28 protein-coding genes and 1 tRNA gene are annotated in these 23,709 nt (G+C 65.2%); 8 read left to right on the forward strand and 21 right to left on the reverse strand.

Translation table 11 applies throughout. The features are described 5' to 3' along the window. Positions 1–152 precede the first annotated feature (152 nt). The 6 genes from BBTA_RS30735 to chpT all read right to left on the reverse strand — a co-directional run bounded on the left by BBTA_RS30735 (position 153) and on the right by chpT (position 6,903). On the reverse strand, positions 153–1,022 hold the full coding sequence (locus tag BBTA_RS30735) for a protein-glutamate O-methyltransferase CheR (RefSeq protein ID WP_012046403.1): 870 nt from the start codon (positions 1,020–1,022) through the stop codon (positions 153–155). Further along, positions 1,019–2,200, reverse strand: coding sequence for a chemotaxis response regulator protein-glutamate methylesterase (locus tag BBTA_RS30740; RefSeq protein WP_012046404.1), 1,182 nt, complete (start codon positions 2,198–2,200; stop codon positions 1,019–1,021). Before BBTA_RS30740 ends, BBTA_RS30735 begins: the two co-directional genes overlap by 4 nt. Before the next feature lie 73 nt (positions 2,201–2,273). Beyond that, entirely contained in the window at positions 2,274–2,639 is a 366-nt protein-coding gene (locus BBTA_RS30745; RefSeq protein ID WP_006613312.1) for a PleD family two-component system response regulator, read from the reverse strand. Positions 2,640–2,709: 70 nt separating this feature from the next. Beyond that, positions 2,710–3,183, reverse strand: coding sequence for a chemotaxis protein CheW (locus BBTA_RS30750; RefSeq protein ID WP_012046405.1), 474 nt, complete (start codon positions 3,181–3,183; stop codon positions 2,710–2,712). Positions 3,184–3,208: 25 nt separating this feature from the next. Next, a complete protein-coding gene (locus BBTA_RS30755; RefSeq protein ID WP_012046406.1) occupies positions 3,209–5,992 on the reverse strand; it encodes a hybrid sensor histidine kinase/response regulator in 2,784 nt (927 codons plus the stop codon). A 248-nt stretch (positions 5,993–6,240) separates the two neighbouring features. Then, positions 6,241–6,903 carry a histidine phosphotransferase ChpT gene (gene chpT / locus BBTA_RS30760; protein ID WP_012046407.1) on the reverse strand — a complete coding sequence of 221 codons (663 nt, stop codon included), beginning with the start codon at positions 6,901–6,903 and terminating at the stop codon, positions 6,241–6,243. A 244-nt stretch (positions 6,904–7,147) separates the two neighbouring features. On the opposite strand from chpT, the gene cysQ reads away from it, so the two are divergent. Continuing rightward, the gene (cysQ, locus tag BBTA_RS30765; RefSeq protein ID WP_012046408.1) at positions 7,148–7,984 is read left to right on the forward strand and encodes a 3'(2'),5'-bisphosphate nucleotidase CysQ; all 837 of its coding nucleotides are present in this window, start codon (positions 7,148–7,150) and stop codon (positions 7,982–7,984) included. 18 nt (positions 7,985–8,002) lie between these two features. Here the strand turns inward: cysQ and BBTA_RS30770 are convergent, their stop codons facing one another. Then, positions 8,003–8,515, reverse strand: a complete 513-nt coding sequence (locus BBTA_RS30770) for a YHS domain-containing (seleno)protein (protein ID WP_049795413.1) — start codon at positions 8,513–8,515, stop codon at positions 8,003–8,005. A gap of 119 nt (positions 8,516–8,634) precedes the next feature. On the opposite strand from BBTA_RS30770, the gene BBTA_RS30775 reads away from it, so the two are divergent. The 7 genes from BBTA_RS30775 (at position 8,635) to BBTA_RS38290 (ending at position 13,087) form a co-directional block, all read left to right on the forward strand. After that, entirely contained in the window at positions 8,635–9,300 is a 666-nt protein-coding gene (locus BBTA_RS30775; protein WP_041750983.1) for a DUF1134 domain-containing protein, read from the forward strand. Between the two features lie 132 nt (positions 9,301–9,432). Beyond that, positions 9,433–10,707, forward strand: coding sequence for a hypothetical protein (locus tag BBTA_RS30780; protein ID WP_012046411.1), 1,275 nt, complete (start codon positions 9,433–9,435; stop codon positions 10,705–10,707). Between the two features lie 233 nt (positions 10,708–10,940). Next, positions 10,941–11,015 (forward strand) — tRNA-Val (locus BBTA_RS30785). 265 nt (positions 11,016–11,280) lie between these two features. Beyond that, entirely contained in the window at positions 11,281–12,174 is an 894-nt protein-coding gene (locus tag BBTA_RS30790) for a SprT-like domain-containing protein (RefSeq protein ID WP_012046412.1), read from the forward strand. 145 nt (positions 12,175–12,319) lie between these two features. Then, on the forward strand, positions 12,320–12,607 hold the full coding sequence (locus BBTA_RS30795; protein WP_012046413.1) for a hypothetical protein: 288 nt from the start codon (positions 12,320–12,322) through the stop codon (positions 12,605–12,607). A 14-nt stretch (positions 12,608–12,621) separates the two neighbouring features. Further along, positions 12,622–12,861, forward strand: coding sequence for a hypothetical protein (locus BBTA_RS38285; RefSeq protein WP_012046414.1), 240 nt, complete (start codon positions 12,622–12,624; stop codon positions 12,859–12,861). A gap of 10 nt (positions 12,862–12,871) precedes the next feature. Next, positions 12,872–13,087 carry a hypothetical protein gene (locus BBTA_RS38290; protein WP_049795414.1) on the forward strand — a complete coding sequence of 72 codons (216 nt, stop codon included), beginning with the start codon at positions 12,872–12,874 and terminating at the stop codon, positions 13,085–13,087. Positions 13,088–13,101: 14 nt separating this feature from the next. On the opposite strand, the gene BBTA_RS30800 is transcribed toward BBTA_RS38290, so the two are convergent. The 14 genes from BBTA_RS30800 to BBTA_RS30870 form a co-directional block, all read right to left on the reverse strand. Then, positions 13,102–13,557 (reverse strand): dATP/dGTP diphosphohydrolase domain-containing protein, encoded by a 456-nt coding sequence (locus tag BBTA_RS30800; protein ID WP_012046415.1) that lies wholly within the window; start codon positions 13,555–13,557, stop codon positions 13,102–13,104. After that, a complete protein-coding gene (locus BBTA_RS30805; protein WP_041750984.1) occupies positions 13,538–13,765 on the reverse strand; it encodes a hypothetical protein in 228 nt (75 codons plus the stop codon). The genes BBTA_RS30800 and BBTA_RS30805 overlap by 20 nt, the downstream gene beginning before the upstream one ends. Continuing rightward, a complete protein-coding gene (locus BBTA_RS30810; RefSeq protein ID WP_148221531.1) occupies positions 13,762–15,093 on the reverse strand; it encodes a hypothetical protein in 1,332 nt (443 codons plus the stop codon). Before BBTA_RS30810 ends, BBTA_RS30805 begins: the two co-directional genes overlap by 4 nt. Continuing rightward, positions 15,018–15,395, reverse strand: coding sequence for a hypothetical protein (locus BBTA_RS30815; RefSeq protein WP_012046417.1), 378 nt, complete (start codon positions 15,393–15,395; stop codon positions 15,018–15,020). The genes BBTA_RS30810 and BBTA_RS30815 overlap by 76 nt, the downstream gene beginning before the upstream one ends. Continuing rightward, on the reverse strand, positions 15,392–15,589 hold the full coding sequence (locus tag BBTA_RS30820; protein WP_041750986.1) for a hypothetical protein: 198 nt from the start codon (positions 15,587–15,589) through the stop codon (positions 15,392–15,394). Before BBTA_RS30820 ends, BBTA_RS30815 begins: the two co-directional genes overlap by 4 nt. A 25-nt stretch (positions 15,590–15,614) precedes the next feature. Then, the gene (locus BBTA_RS30825) at positions 15,615–16,061 is read right to left on the reverse strand and encodes a hypothetical protein (RefSeq protein WP_012046419.1); all 447 of its coding nucleotides are present in this window, start codon (positions 16,059–16,061) and stop codon (positions 15,615–15,617) included. Beyond that, positions 16,062–17,207: an N-acetylmuramidase domain-containing protein gene (locus BBTA_RS38295; RefSeq protein ID WP_168167929.1), complete on the reverse strand. Its 1,146-nt coding sequence runs from the start codon at positions 17,205–17,207 to the stop codon at positions 16,062–16,064. A gap of 71 nt (positions 17,208–17,278) precedes the next feature. Beyond that, positions 17,279–17,665, reverse strand: a complete 387-nt coding sequence (locus tag BBTA_RS41460; protein ID WP_012046421.1) for a hypothetical protein — start codon at positions 17,663–17,665, stop codon at positions 17,279–17,281. Between the two features lie 4 nt (positions 17,666–17,669). Further along, positions 17,670–19,238: a hypothetical protein gene (locus tag BBTA_RS38300; protein ID WP_012046422.1), complete on the reverse strand. Its 1,569-nt coding sequence runs from the start codon at positions 19,236–19,238 to the stop codon at positions 17,670–17,672. A gap of 78 nt (positions 19,239–19,316) precedes the next feature. Next, entirely contained in the window at positions 19,317–19,694 is a 378-nt protein-coding gene (locus BBTA_RS30850; RefSeq protein ID WP_168167930.1) for a DUF4376 domain-containing protein, read from the reverse strand. A 192-nt stretch (positions 19,695–19,886) separates the two neighbouring features. Further along, positions 19,887–21,287, reverse strand: coding sequence for a hypothetical protein (locus BBTA_RS30855; protein ID WP_012046424.1), 1,401 nt, complete (start codon positions 21,285–21,287; stop codon positions 19,887–19,889). Positions 21,288–21,293: 6 nt separating this feature from the next. Continuing rightward, complete coding sequence (locus BBTA_RS30860; RefSeq protein ID WP_012046425.1) at positions 21,294–22,019, reverse strand: hypothetical protein; 726 nt, start codon at positions 22,017–22,019, stop codon at positions 21,294–21,296. Positions 22,020–22,032: 13 nt separating this feature from the next. Continuing rightward, the gene (locus tag BBTA_RS30865; protein ID WP_012046426.1) at positions 22,033–23,151 is read right to left on the reverse strand and encodes a baseplate J/gp47 family protein; all 1,119 of its coding nucleotides are present in this window, start codon (positions 23,149–23,151) and stop codon (positions 22,033–22,035) included. Continuing rightward, positions 23,151–23,708: a phage GP46 family protein gene (locus tag BBTA_RS30870; protein WP_012046427.1), complete on the reverse strand. Its 558-nt coding sequence runs from the start codon at positions 23,706–23,708 to the stop codon at positions 23,151–23,153. Before BBTA_RS30870 ends, BBTA_RS30865 begins: the two co-directional genes overlap by 1 nt. Position 23,709: the final 1 nt, after the last annotated feature.

Here is a 23,709-nt window from a genome sequence, read left to right on the forward strand (position 1 = left end):
ACGCACAGACCCGCACCTGGGCGTGAGTAGACGCGCCGGAACCTCAAAAGTTCCAGCGCGTCCGGAAGAATTCGGCAATTGGGGCGTTTCGCTTGCCAAAATGACGCAGGATGGCCCGCGTCCGAGAGCTGTCGCTCAAGACACGGGCAGGCTCAGCGCGCCGCCACGACCTTGAGCCCCGGCAGCAGCGCCGCTCCGCCGCGCGGGCTGCGGACCGGATTGATCTGATACAGACCGCGCCGTTCCTGGTTGGGCCGGAATGCATCGGTGATGCCGACAACCGACTCCGCGGCGCCGAGGAACAGCGTGCCATCGGCCTCCAGCATCTTGGACATCCGCTCGAAGATCGCGGACTTGGTCTCCTGATCGAAGTAGATCAGCACGTTGCGGCAGAAGATCACGTCGAACTTGCCGAGATGCGAAAAGTCCTGCAGCAGATTGAGCTGGCGATGCTGAACCATGCCGCGGATGTCGGCGCTCAGCTGCCAGAGCTCGCCCAGCTGCGTGAAGTACTTCACCAGCAGCTGGATCGGCAGGCCACGCTGCACTTCGAACTGGCTGTACAGGCCGGCCTTCGACTTCTCCAGCACCTCCTGCGACAGATCGGTGGCGACGATCTCGATGCGCCAGCCGGCCAACGCGGCGCCGTACTCACGCAGGCCCATCGCGATCGAATACGGTTCCTGGCCGGTCGAGCAGGCCGCGGACCAGATCCGCAAGCTGCGGCGGCTGGCGCGCGCCTGGATCAGCGCCGGCAGCACATAGTCGCGCAGATGGTCGAACGGGATCTTGTCGCGGAAGAAAAAGGTCTCGTTGGTGGTCATGGCCTCGACCACCTGGGTCGTAAGCTGATCACCGCCGCTTCTCAGCTTCTGGACCAGCTCGGGGATGCCGGCCAGATTGGCCCGGCGTGCCAGCGGCAGCAGCCGGCTTTCCACCAGGTACTGCTTGTCCGCCGAGAGGTCGAGACCGGACCGATCCTTCAGGAGCTTACGCAAGAACTCATAGTCCAGGGGGGTCACGAACGGTCTCCTGCAAACAGACGCACCAGCTTCGGCGCGATCTGGTTCAAGGGAAGGATGGCAGCGCAAATGCCGGCATTGGCAGCCGCGCCCGGCATGCCCCAGACGACACTGCTGGCCTCGTCCTGCGCAATGACGCTGCCACCGGCCGCGACGATGTCCTTGCCGCCACGCATGCCGTCGGAACCCATACCGGTCAGGATCACCGCCAGCGTGCCGCCCTGCCAGACGTCCACGGCGGAGGTAAACAGAGGATCGACCGCGGGTTTGCAGAAATTCACCGGCGGGCCATTGTCGAGCGCGATGACGGCGTCAGTCCCATGACGGGCGACGCGCATATGGCGTCCGCCCGGAGCGAGATAGATCTGGCCCGGCTTGATGACTTCGCCATCGATCGCCTCGTGGGCCGGCCGGCGGCTGGAACGCGCCAGATGTTCGGCGAGAATGGTGGTGAAGGTCGGCGGCATATGCTGCGTGATCAGCACCGGGAAGCGGTCGATGACGGCGCCGAGCTCGGTGACGACGGACATCAGGGCCTGCGGACCTCCGGTCGACGAACCGATCAGCAACACTTTCGGCATCTGCGTGCTGAAGGACCGGCGCGCGAGCTGGGCCGGCGCGGTCGGCGCGGCCGGCACCGGAACCGGCGCAACGAGCGGGCGGAGTGCCTGGGGCTGAACGTGAGGCGCGGCCGCCGGCGCGTAGGACGCAGGCGCAGAGCGACGCGCTTTGGCGCCGAGGTTGCGGATCTTCTGAATCAGGTCGTGGTGGAAATTGTCCGCCGCCGACGCCTCGCGCGTGCTCTCGGGCTTCGGAATATAGTCGGCAGCGCCGAGCGACAGCGCCTTGAAGCTGATCTCGGCATTGCGACGGGTGAGCGTCGACGCCATGATCACAGCCAGGTTCTTCTTCTTCGCAAGCAGCTTCGGCAGAGCGGCGATGCCATCCAGCTCAGGCATCTCGATGTCGAGCACGGCGACATCGGGATTGACCCGATCGATCTGGTTCACGGCCTCGAGGCCGGTGCGGAGCGATGCCGCCACGACCATGTCGGGCTCAGACGCGATCCAACGCGAGATCATGCCGCGGATGACGACGGAGTCGTCCACGACCATCACCCGGAGAGGTTCCTGTCTGGTCGAACTTGGAATCGAAGAACTGGCCAACGCGACGCTCATAGTTCACCAACAGGACAGAGGCACAGGATGTCGGCAAGCCCGGGCAAGCACGGGCTATCCGAACCGGCGGAGTTCAGATCAGCCCGACTTCCTGGAATTTCGCCGTCACGATGTCCTTGTCGAACGGCTTCATGATGTACTCGTTGGCACCTGCATGCAGCGCCCGCGCGATATGCGCGACATCGTTCTCGGTCGTGCAGAACACCACCTTGGGCGCGTCGCCGCCGGGCATGCGGCGGAGATTGCCGAGGAACTCATAGCCGTCCATGACCGGCATGTTCCAGTCGAGCAGGACGGCGTCCGGCAGGCCGCGCTTGCAGATCTCCAGCGCCTGCTCACCGTCTTCCGCTTCGACGATCTGGAAATCCAGACCCTCAAGAATGCGCCGCGCCACTTTTCGAATGACGCTCGAATCGTCAACTACCAGACACGTTCTCATATCAGCCTCTCGAAGTCAGGGTCCAATCCACCGACGCGGTCTCGCGTAGGCGGGCTTACGCCAGCAGCCGTTAGGCCGCCATCTTGTCGGCAGCGAGTTCGAGTACGCGATCGACATCGAGGATGACCATCAGCTGGCCATCGAGGCGGTGCACGCCGCCGGCGAGCTTCGCCATGCGCGGATCGAGGTTGACGGGATTTTCCTCCCGGCTTTCCTCGGGCAGCCGCAGCACCTCGCCGATCTGATCGATCAGCAGGCCGTAGGACTCGCCGCGCAGGTCGACGCCGACCGCCATCGGCGGCTTGCCGTCGTCGGCCCTGGCAAGGCCGAGCCGCGCCCGCATGTCGATCACGGTGACGATGCGGCCGCGCAGGTTCAGCACGCCGGCGATCTCGACCGAGGACAGCGGCACCCGCGTCAGCCGCTCCGGCATGAACACGTCCTGCACCCGCGAGATCGGCAGGCCGAACAGCTGACCGCCGATCACGGCGGTGACGTATTCGGCGACTGCGCCGTCGGTTGTTTCAATCTTGCTGCTGCTCATCGCACGCTACTCCTGAGCCTTGCCGTCACGCCGCACGCTTGGCCGCGTCGGCGCGAGCCCGTTCCTCGATCTGTTCCTTCAGCGCCGCGATCAGACCGGGCCGGTCGAACTTGGCGATATAGTCGTAGAGCCCCGCCTGGCGGCCGCGCTCGATCGCCGCCGGCGACACCAGCGACGACACCGCGATGACCGGCAGCTGATGCAGGTTCTGGTCTGCGCGGATCGCCTCGGCGAATTCGAAGCCGTTCATCTCCGGCATCTCGATGTCGGTGACGACGATGTCGAACGTATGCCCCGAGCGCAGCGTCGCGAGGCCTTCGATGGCGGAAGCCGCCGTGCGCACCTTGTAGCCGGCCGACTTCAGGACCGGCGCCAGCATGTTGCGGAAGAACGGCGAGTCATCGACCAGCAGCACCGACTGCGTCTGCGCCTCGGTCGCCATCTCCTTGCGGATGAACCAGTCGGCGAAGGCCATCGGCAGGAAGTGGCCGACGTCGATGACTTCGGTCGCCTGGCCCTTGATCACGGCCGAGCCGAGGATGCCGTCCTTGGCGCCGGAGACCTGGATGTGGAGCCGTTCCTCGACGATGTCGATGATCTCGTCGACGACGAGGCCCATCGCGCGAGTCTCGTCGGCGAACACCAGGATCGGCTGCGAGCCCGAGGTCTGCACCGAGACGCCTTCCATCTGCACCAGCGGCATCAGCTGATCGCGGTACTGCACCATGTAGCGGCCGTTGGAGATCTCGATCTTGTCGGCCGCGATCTCCTCCAGCCGCGTGACGAGCGCCAGCGGCACCGCCTTGGGCTGCGCCGTGCCGGCGCGGAACACCAGGAGCGAGGTGAGCTGCTCGCCGCCGATGGCGTGATGCGCGGCATGCTCGTCGGCGACCGCCTGCGAGGCCGAGCCGGCGGCGCCGAGCGCCTTGGCGATGCCGTTCGGGTCGATGATCATGATGACCGCGCCGTCACCCAGGATGGTGTTGCCCGAGAACATGTCGATGTGCCGCAGCTTGGTCGACATCGGCTTGACCACGATTTCCTCGGTGTGGAACACGCAGTCCACCACGATGCCGAAGGTCTGGTTGCCGACCTGCGTCACCACGATGAAGCCGTTCTCCGGATCGGACGACGAGCCGTCATCGATCTTCAGGAGCTTCTTCAGATGCATCAGCGGCAAGAGCTTGTTGCGCAGGCGCAGGACGGCGGTGTCCTTGATGCGCTCGATGCGATGCTCGGAATTGGCGCGCGCGCGCACCAGCTCGACCACCGACAATTGCGGGATCGCGAAGCGGTCGCCGCCGGCTTCCACGATCAGCGCCGAGACGATGGCGAGCGTCAGCGGGATCTTGATGGTGACCGAGGTGCCCTCGCCGGCCACCGATTTGATATCGATGGTGCCGCCGATCTGATCGATATTGGTGCGCACCACATCCATGCCGACGCCGCGGCCCGAGACCGAGGTGACGGCGGCGGCCGTCGAGAAGCCCGGCTCGAAGATGAATTTGTGGATCTGCGCTTCCGTCATCTTCTCGAGCTCGGCCTCGGTGACGAGACCGTTCGCGACCGCCTTGGTCTTGATGCGCTCGGTGTTGAGGCCACGGCCATTGTCGGCGATGCAGATGATGATGTGGCCGCCTTCATGATAGGCGGAGAGACGGATCGTGCCCTGCTCGGCCTTGCCGCTCGCGGCGCGCTCCGCCATCGTTTCCAGGCCATGATCGGCGGAGTTGCGCACCATATGCGTGAGCGGGTCCTTGATCAGGTCGAGCACCTGGCGGTCGAGCTCGGTGTCGGCGCCGTGCATCTCGAGCTCGATCTGCTTGCCGAGTTCGGTCGCGAGGTCGCGGACGATGCGCGGCAGCTTCTGCCAGGCATTGCCGATCGGCTGCATGCGCGTCTTCATGACGCCCTCCTGCAGTTCGGCGGTGACGTTGGACAGCCGCTGCAGCGGCACCTTGAATTCGGTGTCCTCGTTGCGGCGGGCGATCTCCAGGAGCTGATTGCGCGTCAGCACCAGCTCGGAGACCATCGTCATCAGATGTTCGAGCGTGTCGACATTGACGCGGATCGACTGGTTGGCGACCTTGTCGTTCTCATGCACCTCGCCATCGGCATTGGCCTTGGCTCGCGCCGCCTTTTTCGGGGCTTCGGCTTTGGGCTCCGCCTTTGCCTCGACCTTGGCCGGCTCGGCCTTCGGCGCGGGCGCGGCCGCTTTGGGCTCCGGCGCCTTCTCATGCGCGGGCGGCGTCTCGATCGCAGTCTCGCGGAAGGCGCGCTCCAGCTCGTCGAGCGACACCTCGCCCGGACGCAGCGGACGCTCCAGGGTCTGGTCGATCAAGGAGCCCTGCGTCACCGCGGGCGCGGCCGGCGGTGCTGCGGGCGCGGCCGGCACCAGCGGCGGCGCAGCCTCGCCGGCGGCCATCGCGGCCATGCCGCGCTCGACCATCGCCTCGAGCTCGCTGATCAGATCGCGGTCCTCGCCTTCCGGCTCGGACTCATTGGCCTCGAGCTGCGCCAGCAGGTCCTTGATGCGGTCGATGGTGGTGAGGATCAGCGTCACGGCCTCGCCGGTCACCGGCATGCCATCACGGAATTTGCCCATCAGGGTCTCGGCGGCGTGCGCCAGCGCTTCGAGCCGCGGCAGGCCGAGGAAGCCGCAGGTCCCCTTGATCGTGTGCACCAGGCGGAAGATGTTATCGAGGATCTTGGCGTTGTTCGGCTCCTGCTCGAACCGCACCAACTGATTGTCGACGGTGTCCAGGCTCTCGCTGGTCTCCGTCAGAAACTCACGCAACAGGTCATCCATGAAACTGGCCTTCGCACGCAACGGTACGCGACATGACGCGACCTTCAAACCGTGGCCAGTTTCGGTGCAAAGCGTTTAATATTAGTTGAGTAAGCGCAAATGAACGGACTCAACAAAGAGATAAGGCGTATCCGGACAAGTCCGGATACATCGGCAAGAGTTCATTAACCATGAAGAACGGTTCTGGCGCCGGACCGCACCGCAGCGATCGCAGCCAGGACGCGATCGCAGCCAAGACGGCCCGTCGATCAAGCGGCCTGCACGACCATCGCTTCGCCATCGGCCGCGAGCGTCACCTTGAGGCCGCAGGCATCGGCGAGCAGGCGCGTGTAATAAGGCTGTACGGCGTGGGCATCGATGGTCGACTGCTGCGCACCGGCGAGCAGGTTGACGATGTTCTGCGGCAGCCGGGCATTGAGCCCGGTCGCGGCGACGCGGAAGCTCATCGTCTCGCCCTCGCCGATCGGATCGACCGTGAGGACGCCGCCGCGCGGAATCGTCTGCTGCGCCACCACCATCATGTTGAGCAGCAGCTTGACCCTGTTCTTGGGCAGCAGCAGCCGTGGCAGGTTCCAGGTGATCGAGGTCTTGGCGTCCTCGATATGGCCGCGCGCCATGGTCTGCGCATCGCCGAGATCGATCTGCGCGCCGGCCGAGCCGGCGGCCCCGAAGGCGAGCCGGCAGAACTGCAGGCGGGCCGAGGCGGTCTTGGCGCTCTTGCGGATCAGCTCGAGCGCGAAGTCGCGATCCTCAGGCTTCGGATTGTCGTCCAGCACCTCGAGCCCATTGACGATCGCGCCGACCGGACTAATCAGATCGTGGCAAACCTTCGAGCAGAGCAGCGCGGCAAGTTCGAGGGTGTCGGGAGCGGGAATCGGATCTGCGATCTCTGAAGACGAGGTGCCGGACATTCGGTGTTCCTGAAATCCGCGAACTTTGACGAATCATGCTTGCCTGTTGGCTTGATACACTGCGACAGCATGAACCGCCACCGAGCTTAGAGCATGCCACGGGAAAGTACGTAGCGGTTTTCCAGGCAGTCACCGCTCAATAGAACGTCAGATGGCAGTATCCGGATGCGCCCCATGGGCGGTCCCAGACGAGGAATTCGACCATGCAAGCTGCTTATGGCCCGGACAGGGGGAGCGCACGGCGATGACGGCGGGTCCCACGCCAGGAACCGTCGACGTCGCGGCGGCCGCCGCCCTGATGACGCCCTTGACCGAGCTCGTGGTCCAGGCGGCGCATGCGATCATGGCCATCAACCGCCGCGCAATGGCGGTGACGGACAAATCCGACGGTTCGCCGGTCACCGAGGCCGATCTCGCGGCCGATCGCGTCATCGCCGACGGCCTGGCGCGGCTGGCGCCGGACATCCCCGCTCTGTCGGAGGAGCGGGTCGGGGCGAGCGCGCCGCCGTTCAAGGGCAGCTTCTTCCTGATCGATCCGCTGGACGGCACCAAGGAGTTCGTGGCCGGCCGCGGCGAGTTCACGGTCAATCTGGCGCTGGTGAGCAACGGCCGTCCGCTGCTCGGCATTGTCTGCGCCCCGGCGCTGGGCCTGATCTGGCGCGGCCTGGTGGGACGCGGCGCCGAGCGGCTGTCTTACGACGACACCGGACTGAGCGCCGCCGTGCCGATTCGCACCCGCCCGCTCCCAGTGGCGGGCGAGGCCTGGGTGGCGGCGGTCAGCCGGTCGCATGGCGATGCCCGCACCGAGGCCTTCATCGCAGCGCGCCCCGGCGCGGTGCGGCTGCCGCTCGGCTCCGCCGTGAAATTCGGCCGGCTGGCCGAAGGCATGGCCGACATCTATCCGCGGCTCGGCCCGACCTCGGAATGGGACGTGGCGGCGGGGCATGCCGTGGTGACGGCCGCCGGCGGCACGGTGACCAGCGACACCGGCGCGCCGCTGCGCTTCGGCGAGCGCAAGGACGATTTCATCGTGCCCGCTTTCATTGCCTGGGGCGACCCTGCGGCCGTGCCCAAGCCCTGAGGGGGCTGCCTTGCCGTGTCATTGCGGCAGATCCTGCTCGAGCGTCGGCCAGCGCGCCTCGGCGCGCGGCAGATAGCGCGCCGGATCGGCCACGAAGGCATCCCGGCTGTCCTCGCGGTTGAACAGGAACAGCCGGTCCTCGATGACGGCAAAGAAGCGCGGATTGCCGGCCACGGTGACGCCGCGGGCGACATCGGTCGGGTCATAGCCGCCGAATTGCGGACCGTAGACCTCGGGATGAGCCAGGAACGAGGCGCGGTTGCCCTCGTTGCGGAACCGCCAGACCACGCCCCCCTGCGCCGCCTCGAAATCGGGCAGCCCGATCAGGGCCTGGCCGTCGACGAAATAGGAGACGGGGTCAAAGCCGTCGATCGCCAGCCCGCTGAAGCGGTTGGCGATGATTCGCTGGGCCGTGGCCGCGGGCGCCGCGAGTGGCGCCAACAGCAGCGGCGCGAGCGCGATGACGGCGATGGCACGGCGAAACAGCGGCTTTGACCAGCTCCAGTTCCATTGTTGCCGTTGTGCCGTCATAGTTGGTGCCGATAACATGGGAGTCCAAGGGGCTGAGGCCCTTTCCCGACAATCGCCCGATGTGGTTGGCGTCAGGTTAAGGCGATGGTCGGACAGCCGTTAGCAGGGGATTTCCATCGATGAGTTTCGCATCACGCCTCGCCGCCACGACGCTCGCGGCCGTCCTGGCCATGACCGCGTCGGTCGCCGCGCAGCAGGCGCCCCCGCCCGCGGCGCCGCCCTACCAGGCTGCGCCGCCCTATCAGCAGCCGGCCCCGCCCTACCAGCAGCCGGCGCCCCCACCGCGCCCTGCTCCGAGCCCCGACAGCTTCAATCCGGACGAGCTCGTCAATGCCGGCCACCGCTTCTTCGGCAACGTGTCGCGCGGCCTTGCTTCGGTGATCGAGCGCGCGGTCAGCCAATGGGGCCTGCCGAACGGTTACGTTCTCGGCGAGGAGGGCGCCGGCGCCTTCGTCGCCGGCCTGCGCTATGGCGAAGGCACGCTCTACACCAAGAATGCCGGTGATCTCCGGGTCTATTGGCAGGGCCCGTCGCTCGGCTTCGATTGGGGCGGCGACGGCGCGCGCACCATGACCCTGGTCTACAACCTGCCCGCCACGAGCGCGATCTATCAGCGCTTCGTCGGCATCGACGGCTCCGCCTACATCGTCGGCGGCTTCGGCATGACGGCGCTGACCGCCAACAACATCGTGCTGGTGCCGATTCGCTCGGGGATCGGCCTGCGCCTCGGCGCCAATGTCGGCTATCTCAAATTCACGCCGACGGCGACCTGGAACCCGTTCTGAGACCGCCAGCTGATACCGCGGCGCCACGTTCTCCCGCGACGGATCAAGGTTAACACGGCAATGGGCTGGCTTTGAGCCAGCCCGCCGTGGCATTGTGATTCTGTTAATCATTCTGACCGGGAGTTGTGCGTCATGGTCGAGCCGATCATGTATTTCGCGATCGGTTTTCTGATCGCCATGCTCTGCGCCCTGATGGTCGTGCCGCTGGTGCACAATCGCGCGGTGCGGCTGACGACGCGCCGGTTGGAGGCGGCCACGCCGCTGTCGATGGCCGAGATCCAGGCCGACAAGGACCAGCTGCGCGCCGAATTTGCGATGTCCGCGCGGCGGCTCGAGCTGAGCGTCGATGCGCTCAAGAACAAGGCCACCAGCCAGCTCGCCGATCTCGGCAAGAAGACCGACGCCATCAACCGCATGAAGATCGAGCTCGGCGAGAAGAACGCCGCGATCTTCGCGCTGGAGGCGCGCGAGAAGGCGCTGAAGGACCAGCTGCGCGCCACGGAAGAAGAATTCGCCGCCAAGACCGAGGCGCTGCGCGCCGCCGAGCAGGCGCTGAAGGACAAGCAGGCCGAACTGGTCCGCCTCACCACCGAGCTGAACGACAAGTCGCTGCTGGCCGACAGCCGCCAGGTCGAGCTGGTGTCGGTGCGCGCCCAGGTCGAGGAGTTGCGGACCCGCGTGGCCGAGGCGGAGAAGGAATTCGCCGCAACCCAGGCCCGCCTGGCGCTGGAGCGCGACGAATCGGACACCGCGACCAAGGCGCTCAACGATGCCCGCGCGCGGGTCGAGAATCTCAGCCAGCGCGTCACCGAGCTCGATCGCCAGCTGATCGTCCAGGTCAAGGAAGCCGAGATGCTGGCCACCCGCGTGGCCGACCTCGAAGGCCGGCTGGCGACCCAGGGCAAGCTGCTCGCCGAGCGGGAGTTCGAGAACAACCAGCTGCGCGAGGCCAATGCCGCCGCCGACCGCGCGCTCAAGGAGCTGCGCGACGAGATCGCCGGGTTCGGCAGCGGCAAGTCGGCCGCGCTGGAACGGCTCAAATCGGAGAAGGCGGCACTCGAAGAGCAGCTGCAGGCGGCGCGCGATGAGCGCACCAAGCTGCAGCGCGAGATGAATGCGATCCAGCAGCAGGCCGAAAGCACCTGGGCCCAGGAGCGTATGGAGAACGCGCTGCTGCGTGAGCGCATCAACGACATCGCCGCCGAGGTCGCCAAGCTCGCGATGCAGATCGAGGGCCCCAACTCGACCATCGAGGCCATGCTGGCCGCCGAGCCGGTCTCCGCCAAGCCCGCCAACGCCAATGGCGCGCCGGCCCCCGCCGCGGCGGGCGCGCAAGGCGGCACGCTGGCCGACCGCATCCGCGCGCTGCAGTCCCACGCCTCGCGCGCCCGGCAGATCGGGGCTTGAAGCGCGACCGATCGCGGCCGGACCTGCCTGTCGTCCCTCGGCAGGTAGGAGACGGACCGAGAAAACACCGATTTCAACCGCGATCGAGGCTTTGCGGCCATCCGCAGCAGTTTTCCTCGCCCGGAACGCCGCAAATCCTTGACACCCCCCGCCCGCGCTTCGTAAATCGCGGGCTCCGACGGACTGCTTCGGTGGCTGCCTCCAAGCCTCACGGCCAGCAGCCCCCAGGATCCGGGCGCATAGCTCAGCGGGAGAGCGTTCCCTTCACACGGGAGAGGTCCAAGGTTCGATCCCTTGTGCGCCCACCATCTAAAGCCCTGCAGATGCAGGGCTTTTTCATTTCAGGCCCTCGGTTCCAACATGCGTTTCGATACGCAAAATGACGCTAAAACGCGAACAGATACGCGCAAAATCCGCGCACTGATCGCGCGCCTGTTCCTGCCCCGTTCCAACGCGGCGCGCATACTGCACTAGCCAATTACGCTAGTTTTGCTTGACGACATAGTGCACAATGCACTAGAACCTTGGACACGGCGGGCGCTCGGTGCGCAGCCGATCCGAGGGACCAAGCGAATGTCTTTTGTATCGTACGAAGCAAAACCGGCCGACTTGGCCGCCAAGGCCGCCGAGATCGCGAAGGCGGTCGCCGCGTACAAAGAGCACGGCAGCGAGCGCAAGGCCGCCGCAGCGCTCGGCATCGCCAAGACGACGTTGCACACGCTCTTGATGCTGGCGAAGGCCGAGGCGCCCGCCGCCGCGTCGGCGCCGGCACCGCAGCAGGCCGCCAAGCCGGCCGAGCCGGCCACGCCGACGGCGCAGACGTACAACAGCCTTGAGGATGCCTATGCGTTCTTCAATGACCGGCTGTTCGGCGGCGCCCTGCCGCACTGCCTGATCACCATGCAACGCCACAAGGGCGCTTATGGCTACTTCGCGCCCGAGCGGTTCGGCTCGCGCGACGGCGCCACGATCACCGACGAGATCGCACTCAACCCGATGCACTTCGCCGAGCGCTCGATCAAGCAAACGCTTTCGACGCTCGTGCACGAGCAAGCGCACCTTTGGCAACAGCACTTTGGCGAGCCGTCGCGCGGCGGGTATCACAACAAGGAATGGGCCGCGAAGATGAAAGAGATCGGCCTTTATCCGTCGGATACGGCCGCGCCGGGCGGCAAGGAAACCGGGCAACGCGTCTCGCACTATATCGTCGAGGGCGGCCCGTTCGACGTGACGTTCGCCGAGTTGGAAGCCGCCGGCGTGCGCGACCTGTTCGGCGATCGTTGGGCCGAGGATGAAAAGGCCGCCAAGAGCAAGGCAAAAAAGAAAGCCTCGAAAACCAAATTCTCATGCCCGCAGTGCGGCCTCAACGCATGGGCCAAGCCCGACGTGCGCCTGATCTGCGGCGAGTGCAGCGACGACGACGCGTTCGTGATCATGGTTTGCGAAGAAGCCGGCGAGGAGGGCTAAGCCACCATAAACCCCGGCACGTTCCAGCGGTCTCATTACGGGCCGCTTTTTCGTTGCCGGGACGGGTTGACGATATAGTGCATAATGCACTATACAAATGATCACGGCGGGCGCACGATGCGCAGCCGATCCGGGAACCGAGACAATGACCGCAACGCCGCAGCAACGCATGCAAGCGCTACTCGCCAAGGCCGGCATTCCTGCAAAGGAAATCAAGGTGTACGGCTCGCAAATCGTCGTCACCTGTCACAGCCGCAACGCCGCCGAACGGTTCGCGGCCCTGATCGCGAATTTCGCGAAGGTGCGCGGCATCGTCGAGAGCGTTGACGACGTGCAGGATCAGGCCGCCGCATATGCGCGCCGAGGCGACGCCGGCCTCGTCAAGGCCGCCTTTACCGTGCCCGTGTGGCGCACCTTCGCCGTTGTCCGGTAATGGAGTCTCGCCCAATGCTGAAATTCACCGCAACCAAGCGCCGGCCCTATCGGGGCCGGCACCCGAACCGGATCAACGCCGTGTCATCGCGCGGGCGCGAGGGCATGATCGTGATCACCAACAACGGCGATCGCTACCTCGTCAAGCCGAGCGGACAAGCGCCCTACAACGTACCAGTGCCGCGCCTCGACGGCACGATCGACGAATACATTCGCCATTCCGGCTACAGCGTCACGAGGCATCATGCCTCTTGATCCGTCGCCCATGACAACCGTCGAGGCCCGCGAGCACCTCGCGCGCCTCGAAGTCTCGCAACAGGCTTTCGCGCGGATCATCCGGGTTAACCCCTCAACGTTCCGCCGTTGGCTCGATCCTGACAGCGGCATTCCGATGCCGAGATCGGTGCAACTGCTCTTGCGGTTGCTATCGCCAACCGAGGCGCGCCGCCTGATCAAAGCCGACGAGGATAGCCCGGCCTAGCGCCGGGCATTTCGTTAGGCCCGCGCGGCACGCGGCAGCGGCAAGCCGTGCTCGCGCTCAAGCTCCTCTTGCAGCAATGCGAGCGCCCGCCATGCGAGGGCGGCGCTTTCGCGCGTGTCGCCGTCGAACCCGCCGCGCCCGACGAGGTGACGCACGATGCAGTCGGCGTGATCCATCGACTTGCCGCGCGCGTGGTGCATCTCCTCGCCGGGGTTGTGCTTGAGGTTGCCGAGATATGACAGTTTCGCCACCTCGGCGAGCGCGTCGGGGAAGTAGTCGAGGAGTCCGCGCGCCATCGGGTATTCCTTGCGCGCGGCGCTATCGGCGTCGATCAGCCGCTTGCGCGCCGGCGGCGATGCCTGCCCGGCCCTTTCGGCCAACTGCCGGATCGCGCGTTGCCCCTCGGCGATCACGTCGGCGCCGCGATCGCCCGAGCGATCCCGCAAATCGTCATGATCCCATTTTGCCATTGCCCTTGCCTTTTCGTTTGGTGCGGCGTGCGGCGCCCGTGAGCCGCTTATCTCGCCGCGCGCGGAAATACAAAACGCCGCCCTCGATCACGAAATCGACGACATGCACGAGGCCGCAGTCGCAACACTGATCGAGGAACGCGCGCCGAACCGGGCGAACCCACTCGCCGTCTTGGAGTTGCTGATAACCCGCCCGGCGCTTGCTCATGCCGCCCGCCTCATGGAGGGCGGCGGGATGTTGCGGATCACCCGGCCATGCGGGCCGAGCCGCTTGTGCAACGTGATCAGTTGCAGCGATTGCGCCGAGCGCCACGCGCCGCCGAACGCGTGGCTATCCTTGTCGGCGATCGTCGAAAACGCCTCAACCTTCACGTCGCCGTGCGTGTCGAGTTTGTCGTTGTGGATATGGCCGTACAGGAACCAATGATAGGCCGTTCGACCCCACGCCTCGCGCTGATCGACAGCCATCGCCATTGCCATGCGCGAGGGCGGCGCCTTGTCGCCGTGCGCGCATCCGAGGAGCGTTACCCCGAATTGCCGGTAATAGATGTCGGACGGAAACGCGATCGTCACCCGCTTGTTGCGCGAATAGAAACACGACAGCGCCAGCGCCAGCGAGGCCGCCGCCTCGGGATCGTGATTACCTGGAATGTTCACGACCTCGACGCGCTCGTGCCGGCGCAACCCGGCCTCAATGATGTCGATGAACAGCCGAACGCCGGTTCGCAGCACCTTGAACCAACGGCCGTCAACGTCCAACTGATGTTTCGATTTCGGCGTGACGTTGCGCTGATCGTTGGCGTGATACCAGTCGCCGAGGTTGGCGATCAGCAACTCGCGAGCGCGAGGCGCGGCGTTGATCACCTCGGTTGACTTGGCGAGCACGCGCTTTCGGGCGATGTTGAGATCGTAATCCGCGCCGGTTTGCTCGCCCCATGACAGCATTCCGACGTGCGGATCGGCGATCGCGAGCACGTTGAGGAGATCGCGATCGGTAACGGCCGGCTTGCGGATCACCGGCGCCCGGCCGTCATAGTCGCGAAACTCGGCCTTGATGGCCTCAATCAAGTCGGGCGCGACGCTATCGCTTTTCGTCTTGATCCACTGGTGCCGCACCCGGCCCTCGTGATCGACGAGCGCCGAGACGCCTTTCAGGATTTGGCCGGCCGGCATCTGGAACGCCGGCCCCGCTTCCTTGTGCTGCGTCACCCATTCCTTTTCGACCTTGCCGGCCTTGTCGAGTTGCGCCGACGAGCGCTTCAACTCATAGCCGGGCAACACCGGGCTGAAGCCGAGCAAGCCGCGCTCGGCGGCGCGCTTGATGCTTTCGTGCATCGCGGTTTTCGAGATGCCGAGCGCGCGCGCGGCCCTCCGTTCGGAACCGTGCTCTTTGTAAGCAGCGGCCCGCGTTTCAATATCGTCAATCATGTTGTGTTGTTTGCCCCTGCCCGGCGCGCCGACTATTTCGGCGGCAACGGGTGCAACTGCCCTTGCAGATAAGCGAGATCGCGCGCTGTCTGATTGCCCGCGTCCCAAAGCTTGACGACGCGCGCCTCGTTTTCCTTGCGCATCGCCTCGATCGTCGCCTCGTTGCGCGTGATCGACTCGCGGATCGGCCACACGATCAGCCCGGCGAGCGTGAGCAGCGCCGGAACCATGATGCCGATCGGCGTCCAAATAGATTGGCTTTTGGCGTCGAGTTTCTGCACTAACAAGGCAAAGCCGCTATCGACCTTCCCTTCGAGATTGCGGAAATCCTGCCTAAGCTGCGAATGCCCCTCTTTGAGGTTTACAACCTCTTGTGAGAGCGCGCCGTGATCGAGCGGCGGCGTGATCATTTTCCGCCGCCCCGCTCGATCGCGTCCGCTTGATGGTTCTCGCATGCCGCCCCTGCCCCGATCCGGTTGTTGGCTTTCAGATAGGCGCCGCGATATTTGGCGGCGATGTCGCCGAGATCGTCGCCGACTTTCGCGCCGGGATCGGGCACCTTGCGCAAGATGCGCTGACACTCGCGCGGCACGATCGACGGCAACGCCGGCGGATCGAGCGGCGGCGGGCTACTGAATAGAAAGCAGCCGCCTAACGTCGGCATCAGTAGCGCGACGGCAAGCAACGTTAGGAGTTTTCGCAACATAGTTGGCAACCTCATCGTCGAGTTGTTTCGTGGATTTGCCGTCAAAGCCGAGCACCTGATCGGCGAGGCGCTTCATTTCGACCTGCAAGGCCGCCTCGCGATCGGCCGCCGCCTTGGCCTTGGCCGTCACGTCGGCGCGCCAAGCGGCCTTGGTGGCGCTCGTGCCGTGCACGTCGCCGGCGATCCATCCGGCGACGTACAGGACCGCGACAAGGCCGAGGAGGCCGAGCGCGGTGCCGAGCGGCGATTTCAGAAAGTCGAAAGCCGCCTTGAGGAGCGTCGCGACCGTCGGAACGAATAGCGCGGCGATCCATAGGCCGCCGCCGGCCGTAGCGAGGCCGGCGAGCGTCCAGAACATTGATGCGAGCATTTATTCCCCCTTGCTCGGGCCGGCGTGCACGCCGCTGTTATGATCGGCGACGCGATAGCCCTTGATGCGATCGAACAGGAACCACGCCCCGACGGCGGCACCGATCAGCACAACACCGATCAGGATCGACGCCGGCCCCGCAAAGAGCGGGTGCACGAGATCGAGGAACGATTGCCAAACGCCCTTGGCTTGGTTCGCCTTGTCGATCGCGTCTTGCGCCTGATCGAGCCATCCGGTTTTGTCGGCCGCGCCGCCGCCGACGAGCACGGTGCCGACGATGCCCTTGAGCCATGCGAACAGCGAGCCGCGATCGGCCGCGCGGATTGTCTTTGATCCGGCGGCGCCGAGATCGCCGGCGGTTGCGTGCTTGCGCTCGCGCGGCGCCTCGATCGGCTCGGCGGTTTTCAGCGCCTCGCGCGTGGCGGCGTCGAGCCGGCCGCTAACCGGCAACCCCTCGTGCGCCTGAAACTGCGCCAGCGCGCCGACGGTCTTTGTGCCGAACTTGCCGTCGGGGTTGCCAACGCTCGCATATCCGAGCCGACGCAACTTGCGTTGCAAGTCGGTGATCTCGTCGGCGGAAAGATCGTCGGGCGCGTGCGGCGGCGCGGTGCTCGCCGTCTTGCGCACCCATCGTTTCCAGGCACCGGCGAGGCGCGCATCGTATCGGTTCGCAGCATAGCCGGCGCCGTTGTAGCCGCGCGCGACGGTTGCCCACTCGTGCGCGTTGAGCGCCGCGACGAGATGCTTGTTGTTCAACTCGCCGATCAGGCAGTCGAGTTGAGCGGCAACGTTGCCGGCGAGGTGATCCACCATCTCGCTTGCCGAGTTGAACCCCAACTCGGCATAGAGAAACCCCATCGTTTGGCCCAGGCCCCACGATGCGGATTGATTGGCAACCTCCTCGTTGACGCCGCGCGCCTTGGCGATCACCGCGAGCCGCCCGGCGCTCGTGCCCTGATCCTTGTATTGCGTCGCCTTTGACCATTTCGGGATTGCGAGGCCGAGGCGAGCAAACGCGGCTTGGCAAGCGCGCGAAACCTTGGCCGCCTGCCGCCAAGCAATGTGCCGCTCATAGAGCAACGTCGGCGTGCGGCCATCCTTCTCAAACGGCGACCCCGAGGTTTCGACCTCGACGAGCGCCAGCAAGCACGCCGCTTCGATGCCGGCTTTCGTCGCCGCATCCGAGATCGTCTTGACGAGTGAAGCGGGAAACATGGCTAAACCTTTCGATAGGCGATGATCCCGCGCGTCGAGCGAACACGCTCGCGCACCGCGTTGCCATCGTTGCCGGATAGGAGGCGGATCATTCCGCCGCCGAGATTTTCGGTAATCAGCCCGACGTGATGCGGCCAAACCGCAATGATGCCGGCGGCCGGGCGGCTCACGGCCTCGCCGATCGAGGCCCAAGCGCGCGCCAGATTGAGGCGCGCATTGTCGATGCCGAGGTGCACCCGTAGCCAACACCCACACCACGGAATGCCCGCGCACGCCGCCGGCCGGCCCGAGGCGGCGGCGACGTGGTGCCGATGGTGGTACGGGCGCGCGAACGCCGGCGAAGCCGCCAACGCGAGCGCGAGCGCGAGCGGCGCGAAAGAGGATCGCACGCGCCTAGCCCCTGATGCCTGTCACAGTGACTTGCCCGGAAATAGTCGCGGAGCCGGAATTGTTGCCGCCGAGCACGGTTGCAAACGCCAGCCCCTCGGTGAACGCCGCCGACGCGACCGCACTCACGCATTGATTATTTGCGGTGTTGCTATACTGGACGGTGCTCGGGCCAGTGGCGTTCACCGCGCCGCCAGCCTGCCCATAGGCCATCTGACAGCCCATGTTTGTTGTTGTCGCCGACGAATAGTTCAACATCGCCGAGAACTGCACCGTGTTTTCCTCGGCCCACACCAGGAAATACACACGAGCGCCCGGCGATGCCGGCCCCGTCGCCGCTGCAATCTCCTGGAAATAGCTGCCGGGCGAGCTAACACCACTCAGAAGCGCGCCGGACAATGCGCGCGTGCGTCGGTTAAACCAAGTCGCGGTAAACGCGTCGCTGAACTGCTGACTTGCGTTCGTATACACCATGCCGATCAATGAACGGGTGTCATCCCCATTCTTGATCTCGGTTCCGACATTACCGGAAGTCGCGCTCGTCGCGTGCCCGGTGGTGGAAAACTCTGCCGTGAGAACGCCGTTGTTCACGAACGCATAGACATAATATAGCGTGCTCCCGGCAAGCGCCTGCCCCGCCACGCCGTTGACGTACACGCCCGAGTTGGAAAGGCCCGCGATGCCCGATGCTGGAATGCGATATACGCTCCCGTTGACCTTGAGCAAGTCACCCTTGAACGGCAGATAGGTAAGCGCCGTCGCGCTCGAATAGCGTAGCCGGCCGCACTCTTTCGGCACGCCGAGATTGGCGAGCACCTGCAGTCGCTGCGCATCGGTGAGCGCTTGCGCGGCAAGATAGCTCACGTACCCCGACACATTGAGGAGTTGCGAACCATCCACGGCCGGCAGCTTGCCACTCGCGTCCAACTGGACGACCTTGTTGGCCGTGGTGCCAGCGTCGAGCGCGGCGGCCGTTCCGAGCGTTGGCCGCCCGGTCAAATCAGAATATGCGCCCGAAACTGCGACGGCAGCGAGCGCCAGGTTTGCGATCGCCTGCGCCTTCTGCGCCGCCGTCAACCCTTGCGCCGCATCGACGCGCAAGCGGTTGGAAAGCGCCGTTGTGACCGTCGTCGCATAGTTCGGATCGTTGCCGAGCGCGTTCGCCAACTCTTGCAGCGTGTCGAGCGTGGCCGGCGCCGACGACACGAGGTTCGCGAGCGCCGCTTGCAGCGCGGCCATTGTCGCGATCTGTTGCGTGTTGGTGCCAAGCGGCGCCGTTGGCGCCGTCGGCGTGCCGGTGAAACTCGGGCTGTCCGGCCCGACGCCGCCGATCGCCTGCAACATCGCAAGCGCCGTCGCTTTCGACAGCATGGCGAGCGCGGGCGCCGAGATCGGCGCGAGCGCGCCCGAGCCATCAACCTTGACGACGGGGAAAGTGTTCGGCGCCGGCGTGAGATCGCCCCAAAGCGCGAGGAGGCCGTCGAGCACATGCTCGGCGTTCCAGTCCGACGGATGCACCGCATTCGGATCGGTACCATCCTCGGCAAAGACTGTTTTAGCGTGTTTGATGCTCATCCGAGCGCATCCCCTTCACGAAACGAAAAAGGGCCGCCCGATCGGGGCGGCCCTCATGAATTTGAACGCGCGCGGCGCTTAAGCGAACGCGGCGTCGATCTGCGAAAACATCGTGATCGTTCCGGCGCTGATCCCGGCCATCACGGTCGCTAGCTTGTCAAAGGTCGCTTGCACAAAGTCAGCGATCGCGATCGAGGCGGCGATAAAGTCAGCCGCAGCGATGGTGACAAACGTCGTTTCGCCGGTTTGCCACTGCACAGACGCCGGCGGGTTGGTTTGCTGCAAGCGCGCAACCTTGCCGGCGATCAGAGCGAGGCTTTCCGTTGATGTCGCGAATGACACTTGCGCGCCGTTGATCGTGGCGACGTAGCCGCCACTCGCCTTCGCCCACTGCTTCGCGCTGGCGTATGTCGCGAGATCGCACCAAAGACCAAGCGGCGAAAGCACGTCCTGCAATGCCGCCGTGGTCTGCGCGCCACTCGCATCCGCCGGCCATGGCGTCGGCGCGTTGCCGGCGGCGAGCCATGCGACATAGGTCGCATCGCTCGCCGAAACGAGCGACGCCGCGCGGCTAGACCAAAGCCGGCCATCACTTGCGAGCCAATACCAATCCGACGGATTAAAATGAAATGGCATCCTGCCCCCCCCTTAGCCATAAATGCCGGTTGGCGTCGCCGTGCCGGCGACTGACCCCGGATAGTGATTGACACCCGAACCGACGACCGAGATCGTCGCCCAATTGGACACATAGAATTTCTGCCCGGTGACAGCGCCGCCGTTGGTGATCGACGTGTAAACGATCTGAACGAACGCGCTCGTCACACACTCCACCCAACCGCCGCCGTTGCCGCACACGATCGACGCGGTGATCGTCAGCGACACGCTCGACAGACTCGGAATTTGGATGATCGCGCCATCGACGCAATAGACGTGCCACCCGCTCGTCATCATCGGGTTGCCGCCCTGCGGCGATCCGCTCACGATCATCGCGCCCGCGTAGGACACGACGGCCGCCTGCGACACGGCGAGGTGCGAGCCGTTGCACGTCCCCCAATTGAAGTTTGTCAGCGAGGTTTGCGTGCCGGCGCCGGAAACCTGCACGCCGTTCATTCCGTCTTGCGCGCCCGATCCGGCGAACGTGCCGCCGGCCGTTACCGTGAAACCGTCGAACTGATGCGCGCTTCCGCAATTCGTGATCGAAATCGCCGTGACGTTGACGCCGGTCACGACGCAATTCGACGGGTTGGCGTGATTGCCAACCCAATAGACGTAACCCGATCCGGCCATCGTGGCGCACGAGAGCGCCGCATAGTTGCCGTCGCTCACATGCACATGAACGTTGAACCCGTTCAAATTGAACCGGGTCAAAACGCTCATGGCGTGCTGCAACGTCGCCCATGCGGTTGCGAGCGAAAGGCCGGTGTTGGCGTCCGATCCGCTGTTCGACACGTAGTAATCTTGCGCCGCTTGCAGATAGATCGGGCTTCCCGGCTGGCGCTGCATCCACAGCAATTGCCAGCGCGAGCCATCCCAGCCGAACGCCTGCATAGAGCCGGCCACGATGTCGGCAAAGGCGAGCGACGAGCCATCCGAGCGCACGACGGGCGCATTGCCAGAGCCGTTGAGATTGAGCACCGTCGGGCCGCTGTTCGTGAACTTAACCGTCGTGACGACGATTTGCCCCTTCTTCAACTCTTGCGGCGCCGGCGAGAGGTTCACGACGAGATTGTTGGCCGTGCCGGTGTCGTCGGCGTAATTCGTCTGTCCGCGCTGAATGAGGTATTGCATCGCGTTGGCGAACATCGCGTCGGAATTGTCCTCGGCGACGACGGGGCCGGTGCCGCTGGCAAGGTTGCCGTTGACGCGAACGCCCTTGCGCAACTGCGCAATGATGCCGTTGAGCCAAGCCGCCATGACGCGCGTTCCGTCATTGGCCGACGCGCTTGAGCAATCCTGAAACCACGAGTCGTTAGAACCGAACACGCGCGTTTCGGCCGGCCGCTGCGTCACCGTGTTAGCGGCGTTCGCCGGCCCAAGAATATCGTTCATTGTCGGTTATCCCCCGATGGTCTGATAAGTGATCTCGATCTCGGCATGCACGATGCGATCGAGAATGCATTTCAACGGCGTGATGTCGGGCAGGCACGCGAGCGTCGCGCCCGCCTGCAAATGCCCGGCGAACGGCAACACCTCGATCGGCGCCGTATAGGACGGGCTTTCGTCGAGGTTGACGATGATCAGAAGGCGGGCGCCGCCGATCTGGCCGCCCGGCCAACTACACCCCGCCTGAAACGTGCCGGCCTCGCCGCCACAGTCGTTGACGATGTTTTCGCAAGTGATCGTCCAGCCGGCGCGCGGGGCAATCTCGGCGTAGTATTCGCACGTGGAGCCGCCTTGCGCCGCCACCTTGGCGCATAGATCGGGAAACGGATCGCACGCATCGGGAAGGCCGTATTCCGCCATCCAAAGATCGTCCGTTTCCTTGTGCGTCTTGCACCAAAATTCGAGGCGCAAGTCGCACCATCGCGACAGCATGAACGCGAGCGAAGTCGAGAACGCCCGCCAAAAGCCGAGCATAACGCTCGGCGTGCGGCTCCTCGTCTGAAACGGCGGATCGTCGAACACACCGGCATCGAACGCTCGCACGAGGCCCATGAGCGGGCCGCCTTCATTGGATTGCCAAGCGCGCCCGCGCGGCAACATCTGCACAACCGCTTGCAACACTTCGTTAGGCGAGCGGCATTGCAGCGGCGCCGGGCGCGCCTGCTCACAAACTGACATGATCACCTCGGGATCAAAGAGCGGAGAACGTCACCGCGCCGAGCGTCGCGATTTGCGCCGGCGCGAGCGCAACGTCGGCCGTCGGCGTATCGACGCGAGCGCGTGTCTCGCCGGCCGAGTTGGCGATCGCCTGCCAAACCCACGAGCGCGAGAACGATGTCGGCGAGGCGATGAACGGCATCGGTGCGATCGGCGTATCGATGCCGGCGACGCGGGAGTTGGCGAGAAACACCGCCGCCAGCTCGGCCCGAATTGCCTGCTGCACGTCGGTTGTGAACGGTTGCAGGCCGCCGACAGCGATAGGCACCGGCAACGCTTGCGCCGCCGCGACCGTCACCAGCGCACCCGCCGGCGCGACCGTATCGATATACGCGGCGACGCGGGCGATGTCGGCGGGTTGCGGGATGCCGTTCGCATAGAGATCATCCATCAGCGGAAACACGCGCACCGTTCCGGGGCCGTTGAACCGGCGCTCGACGAAGACGCGCGTGACGCCGATCACCGAACTCGCCCATGTGACGTAATCCGCCGGTGCGCCGCCGGCCGGCGGGTTGCGCTTGCGGAAAAGGATACGGGCCCGAAACGTCTCGTCGTCCTCAACGTCGAGGCCGCCGGCGATGCCGCTCCCGTCAACGTTCGCCGTCGCGTCGGCGAGGCCGGGGCCGCTGAAGCCCGATGTCAAATCGAGCGGCGTGTCGGCGATCGCGTTGCCGTCCGAGCCGTTCGCGATGGCGACGACGCTCAAGGTGAGCGTGCCGGCACTCGAGATCGAGGTGCCGACGCTCGCGACATATTGCGCGCCGTCGGATCGCGTCAGCACCGCGCCGTTCGCGACGGCGAGCGCATCATTGACGGCGATCACGATGTTGCCGCCAGCCGGCGAGGCCGGGCGGCGGGCGAGGCCGATCTCCTCGCCGTGCAAGTCGAGATTTTCCGAATCCGCGGTCAACGCGAATTTCTGTTGCTGCACATAGTCGGCGAACCCCATGACGAGATGTTCGCTCCCGCCGATCACCTTCGCCGACGGGCCGACATTGTTAGGCCAAATCCACGCATCCGAGCCGGGCAGATAGGAGCGGAACGCCCGGCGCGCGCGCGCAACAGATTCGGCAAGTGTTGGAATTGCAAACATCAGCGCGCCACCTGATTCCAAAGCACGTCAAAATTTCGGTTGTAGACGAGCGAACCGTCGCGGCCATACAGCGCGACGGTTAGCTCAATCCGGCTTTCAAGCTCGTATTGCGTGGCCGAGACTTCGATGCGCACACACACGCCTTGCGTTTTCAGAGTTGCCAGCGCTTCAAGCGCCCATTGCTCGGCCCAATGCGAGGCGGGCATGCCGAGGATTTCGAGCGGCGCGCGCTCCAGCAAATACAGCCATGAACCGAGCGGCCCCTCGTTGAGATCGGCGCGCACGTCAACACCGTCGCCCCACCATCCGCGTTGATCGCCATCGGCAAGGAAGAAGAACGGGCTTTCCTTGTCGATCCATTTGTCGGAAAACAGACACAAGATCACGGCGGTTTCGATCGCCGCTTTCGATCGCAAGCCGCCGCGATTGTTCGGCTCGTCGGCGCCGGCCATCGCCCAATCGGCGACGCCGCCAACCGTGTCCCAAACCGAGTCCCAAAGCACGCTTGTTTCCGCCGCGCACCCCTCGGCGGCGCGGATCACAACGTCGTTTGCCATG

Origin of the sequence: Bradyrhizobium sp. BTAi1 (assembly GCF_000015165.1) — a bacterium.
In the GTDB taxonomy this organism is placed as follows: Bacteria; Pseudomonadota; Alphaproteobacteria; order Rhizobiales; family Xanthobacteraceae; genus Bradyrhizobium; species Bradyrhizobium denitrificans.

Bases quoted from the DNA above. Each gene is read 5' to 3' on its own strand.
- BBTA_RS30775 (WP_041750983.1), top strand. From the start codon at position 8,635: ATGAGTTTCGCATCACGCCTCGCCGCCACGACGCTCGCGGCCGTCCTG.
- BBTA_RS30780 (WP_012046411.1), top strand. From the start codon at position 9,433: ATGGTCGAGCCGATCATGTATTTCGCGATCGGTTTTCTGATCGCCATG.
- BBTA_RS30815 (WP_012046417.1), bottom strand. From the start codon at position 15,395: ATGATCACGCCGCCGCTCGATCACGGCGCGCTCTCACAAGAGGTTGTA.
- BBTA_RS30770 (WP_049795413.1), bottom strand. From the start codon at position 8,515: ATGACGGCACAACGGCAACAATGGAACTGGAGCTGGTCAAAGCCGCTG.
- BBTA_RS30855 (WP_012046424.1), bottom strand. From the start codon at position 21,287: ATGAACGATATTCTTGGGCCGGCGAACGCCGCTAACACGGTGACGCAG.
- BBTA_RS30800 (WP_012046415.1), bottom strand. From the start codon at position 13,557: ATGGCAAAATGGGATCATGACGATTTGCGGGATCGCTCGGGCGATCGC.
- BBTA_RS38285 (WP_012046414.1), top strand. From the start codon at position 12,622: ATGCTGAAATTCACCGCAACCAAGCGCCGGCCCTATCGGGGCCGGCAC.
- BBTA_RS30740 (WP_012046404.1), bottom strand. From the start codon at position 2,200: ATGAGCGTCGCGTTGGCCAGTTCTTCGATTCCAAGTTCGACCAGACAG.
- cysQ (WP_012046408.1), top strand. From the start codon at position 7,148: ATGACGGCGGGTCCCACGCCAGGAACCGTCGACGTCGCGGCGGCCGCC.
- BBTA_RS38300 (WP_012046422.1), bottom strand. From the start codon at position 19,238: ATGAGCATCAAACACGCTAAAACAGTCTTTGCCGAGGATGGTACCGAT.
- BBTA_RS30860 (WP_012046425.1), bottom strand. From the start codon at position 22,019: ATGTCAGTTTGTGAGCAGGCGCGCCCGGCGCCGCTGCAATGCCGCTCG.
- BBTA_RS30755 (WP_012046406.1), bottom strand. From the start codon at position 5,992: ATGGATGACCTGTTGCGTGAGTTTCTGACGGAGACCAGCGAGAGCCTG.
- BBTA_RS38290 (WP_049795414.1), top strand. From the start codon at position 12,872: ATGACAACCGTCGAGGCCCGCGAGCACCTCGCGCGCCTCGAAGTCTCG.
- BBTA_RS30790 (WP_012046412.1), top strand. From the start codon at position 11,281: ATGTCTTTTGTATCGTACGAAGCAAAACCGGCCGACTTGGCCGCCAAG.
- BBTA_RS30745 (WP_006613312.1), bottom strand. From the start codon at position 2,639: ATGAGAACGTGTCTGGTAGTTGACGATTCGAGCGTCATTCGAAAAGTG.
- BBTA_RS30825 (WP_012046419.1), bottom strand. From the start codon at position 16,061: ATGCTCGCATCAATGTTCTGGACGCTCGCCGGCCTCGCTACGGCCGGC.
- BBTA_RS30750 (WP_012046405.1), bottom strand. From the start codon at position 3,183: ATGAGCAGCAGCAAGATTGAAACAACCGACGGCGCAGTCGCCGAATAC.
- BBTA_RS30865 (WP_012046426.1), bottom strand. From the start codon at position 23,151: ATGTTTGCAATTCCAACACTTGCCGAATCTGTTGCGCGCGCGCGCCGG.
- BBTA_RS30795 (WP_012046413.1), top strand. From the start codon at position 12,320: ATGACCGCAACGCCGCAGCAACGCATGCAAGCGCTACTCGCCAAGGCC.
- BBTA_RS30870 (WP_012046427.1), bottom strand. From the start codon at position 23,708: ATGGCAAACGACGTTGTGATCCGCGCCGCCGAGGGGTGCGCGGCGGAA.
- BBTA_RS30805 (WP_041750984.1), bottom strand. From the start codon at position 13,765: ATGAGCAAGCGCCGGGCGGGTTATCAGCAACTCCAAGACGGCGAGTGG.
- chpT (WP_012046407.1), bottom strand. From the start codon at position 6,903: ATGTCCGGCACCTCGTCTTCAGAGATCGCAGATCCGATTCCCGCTCCC.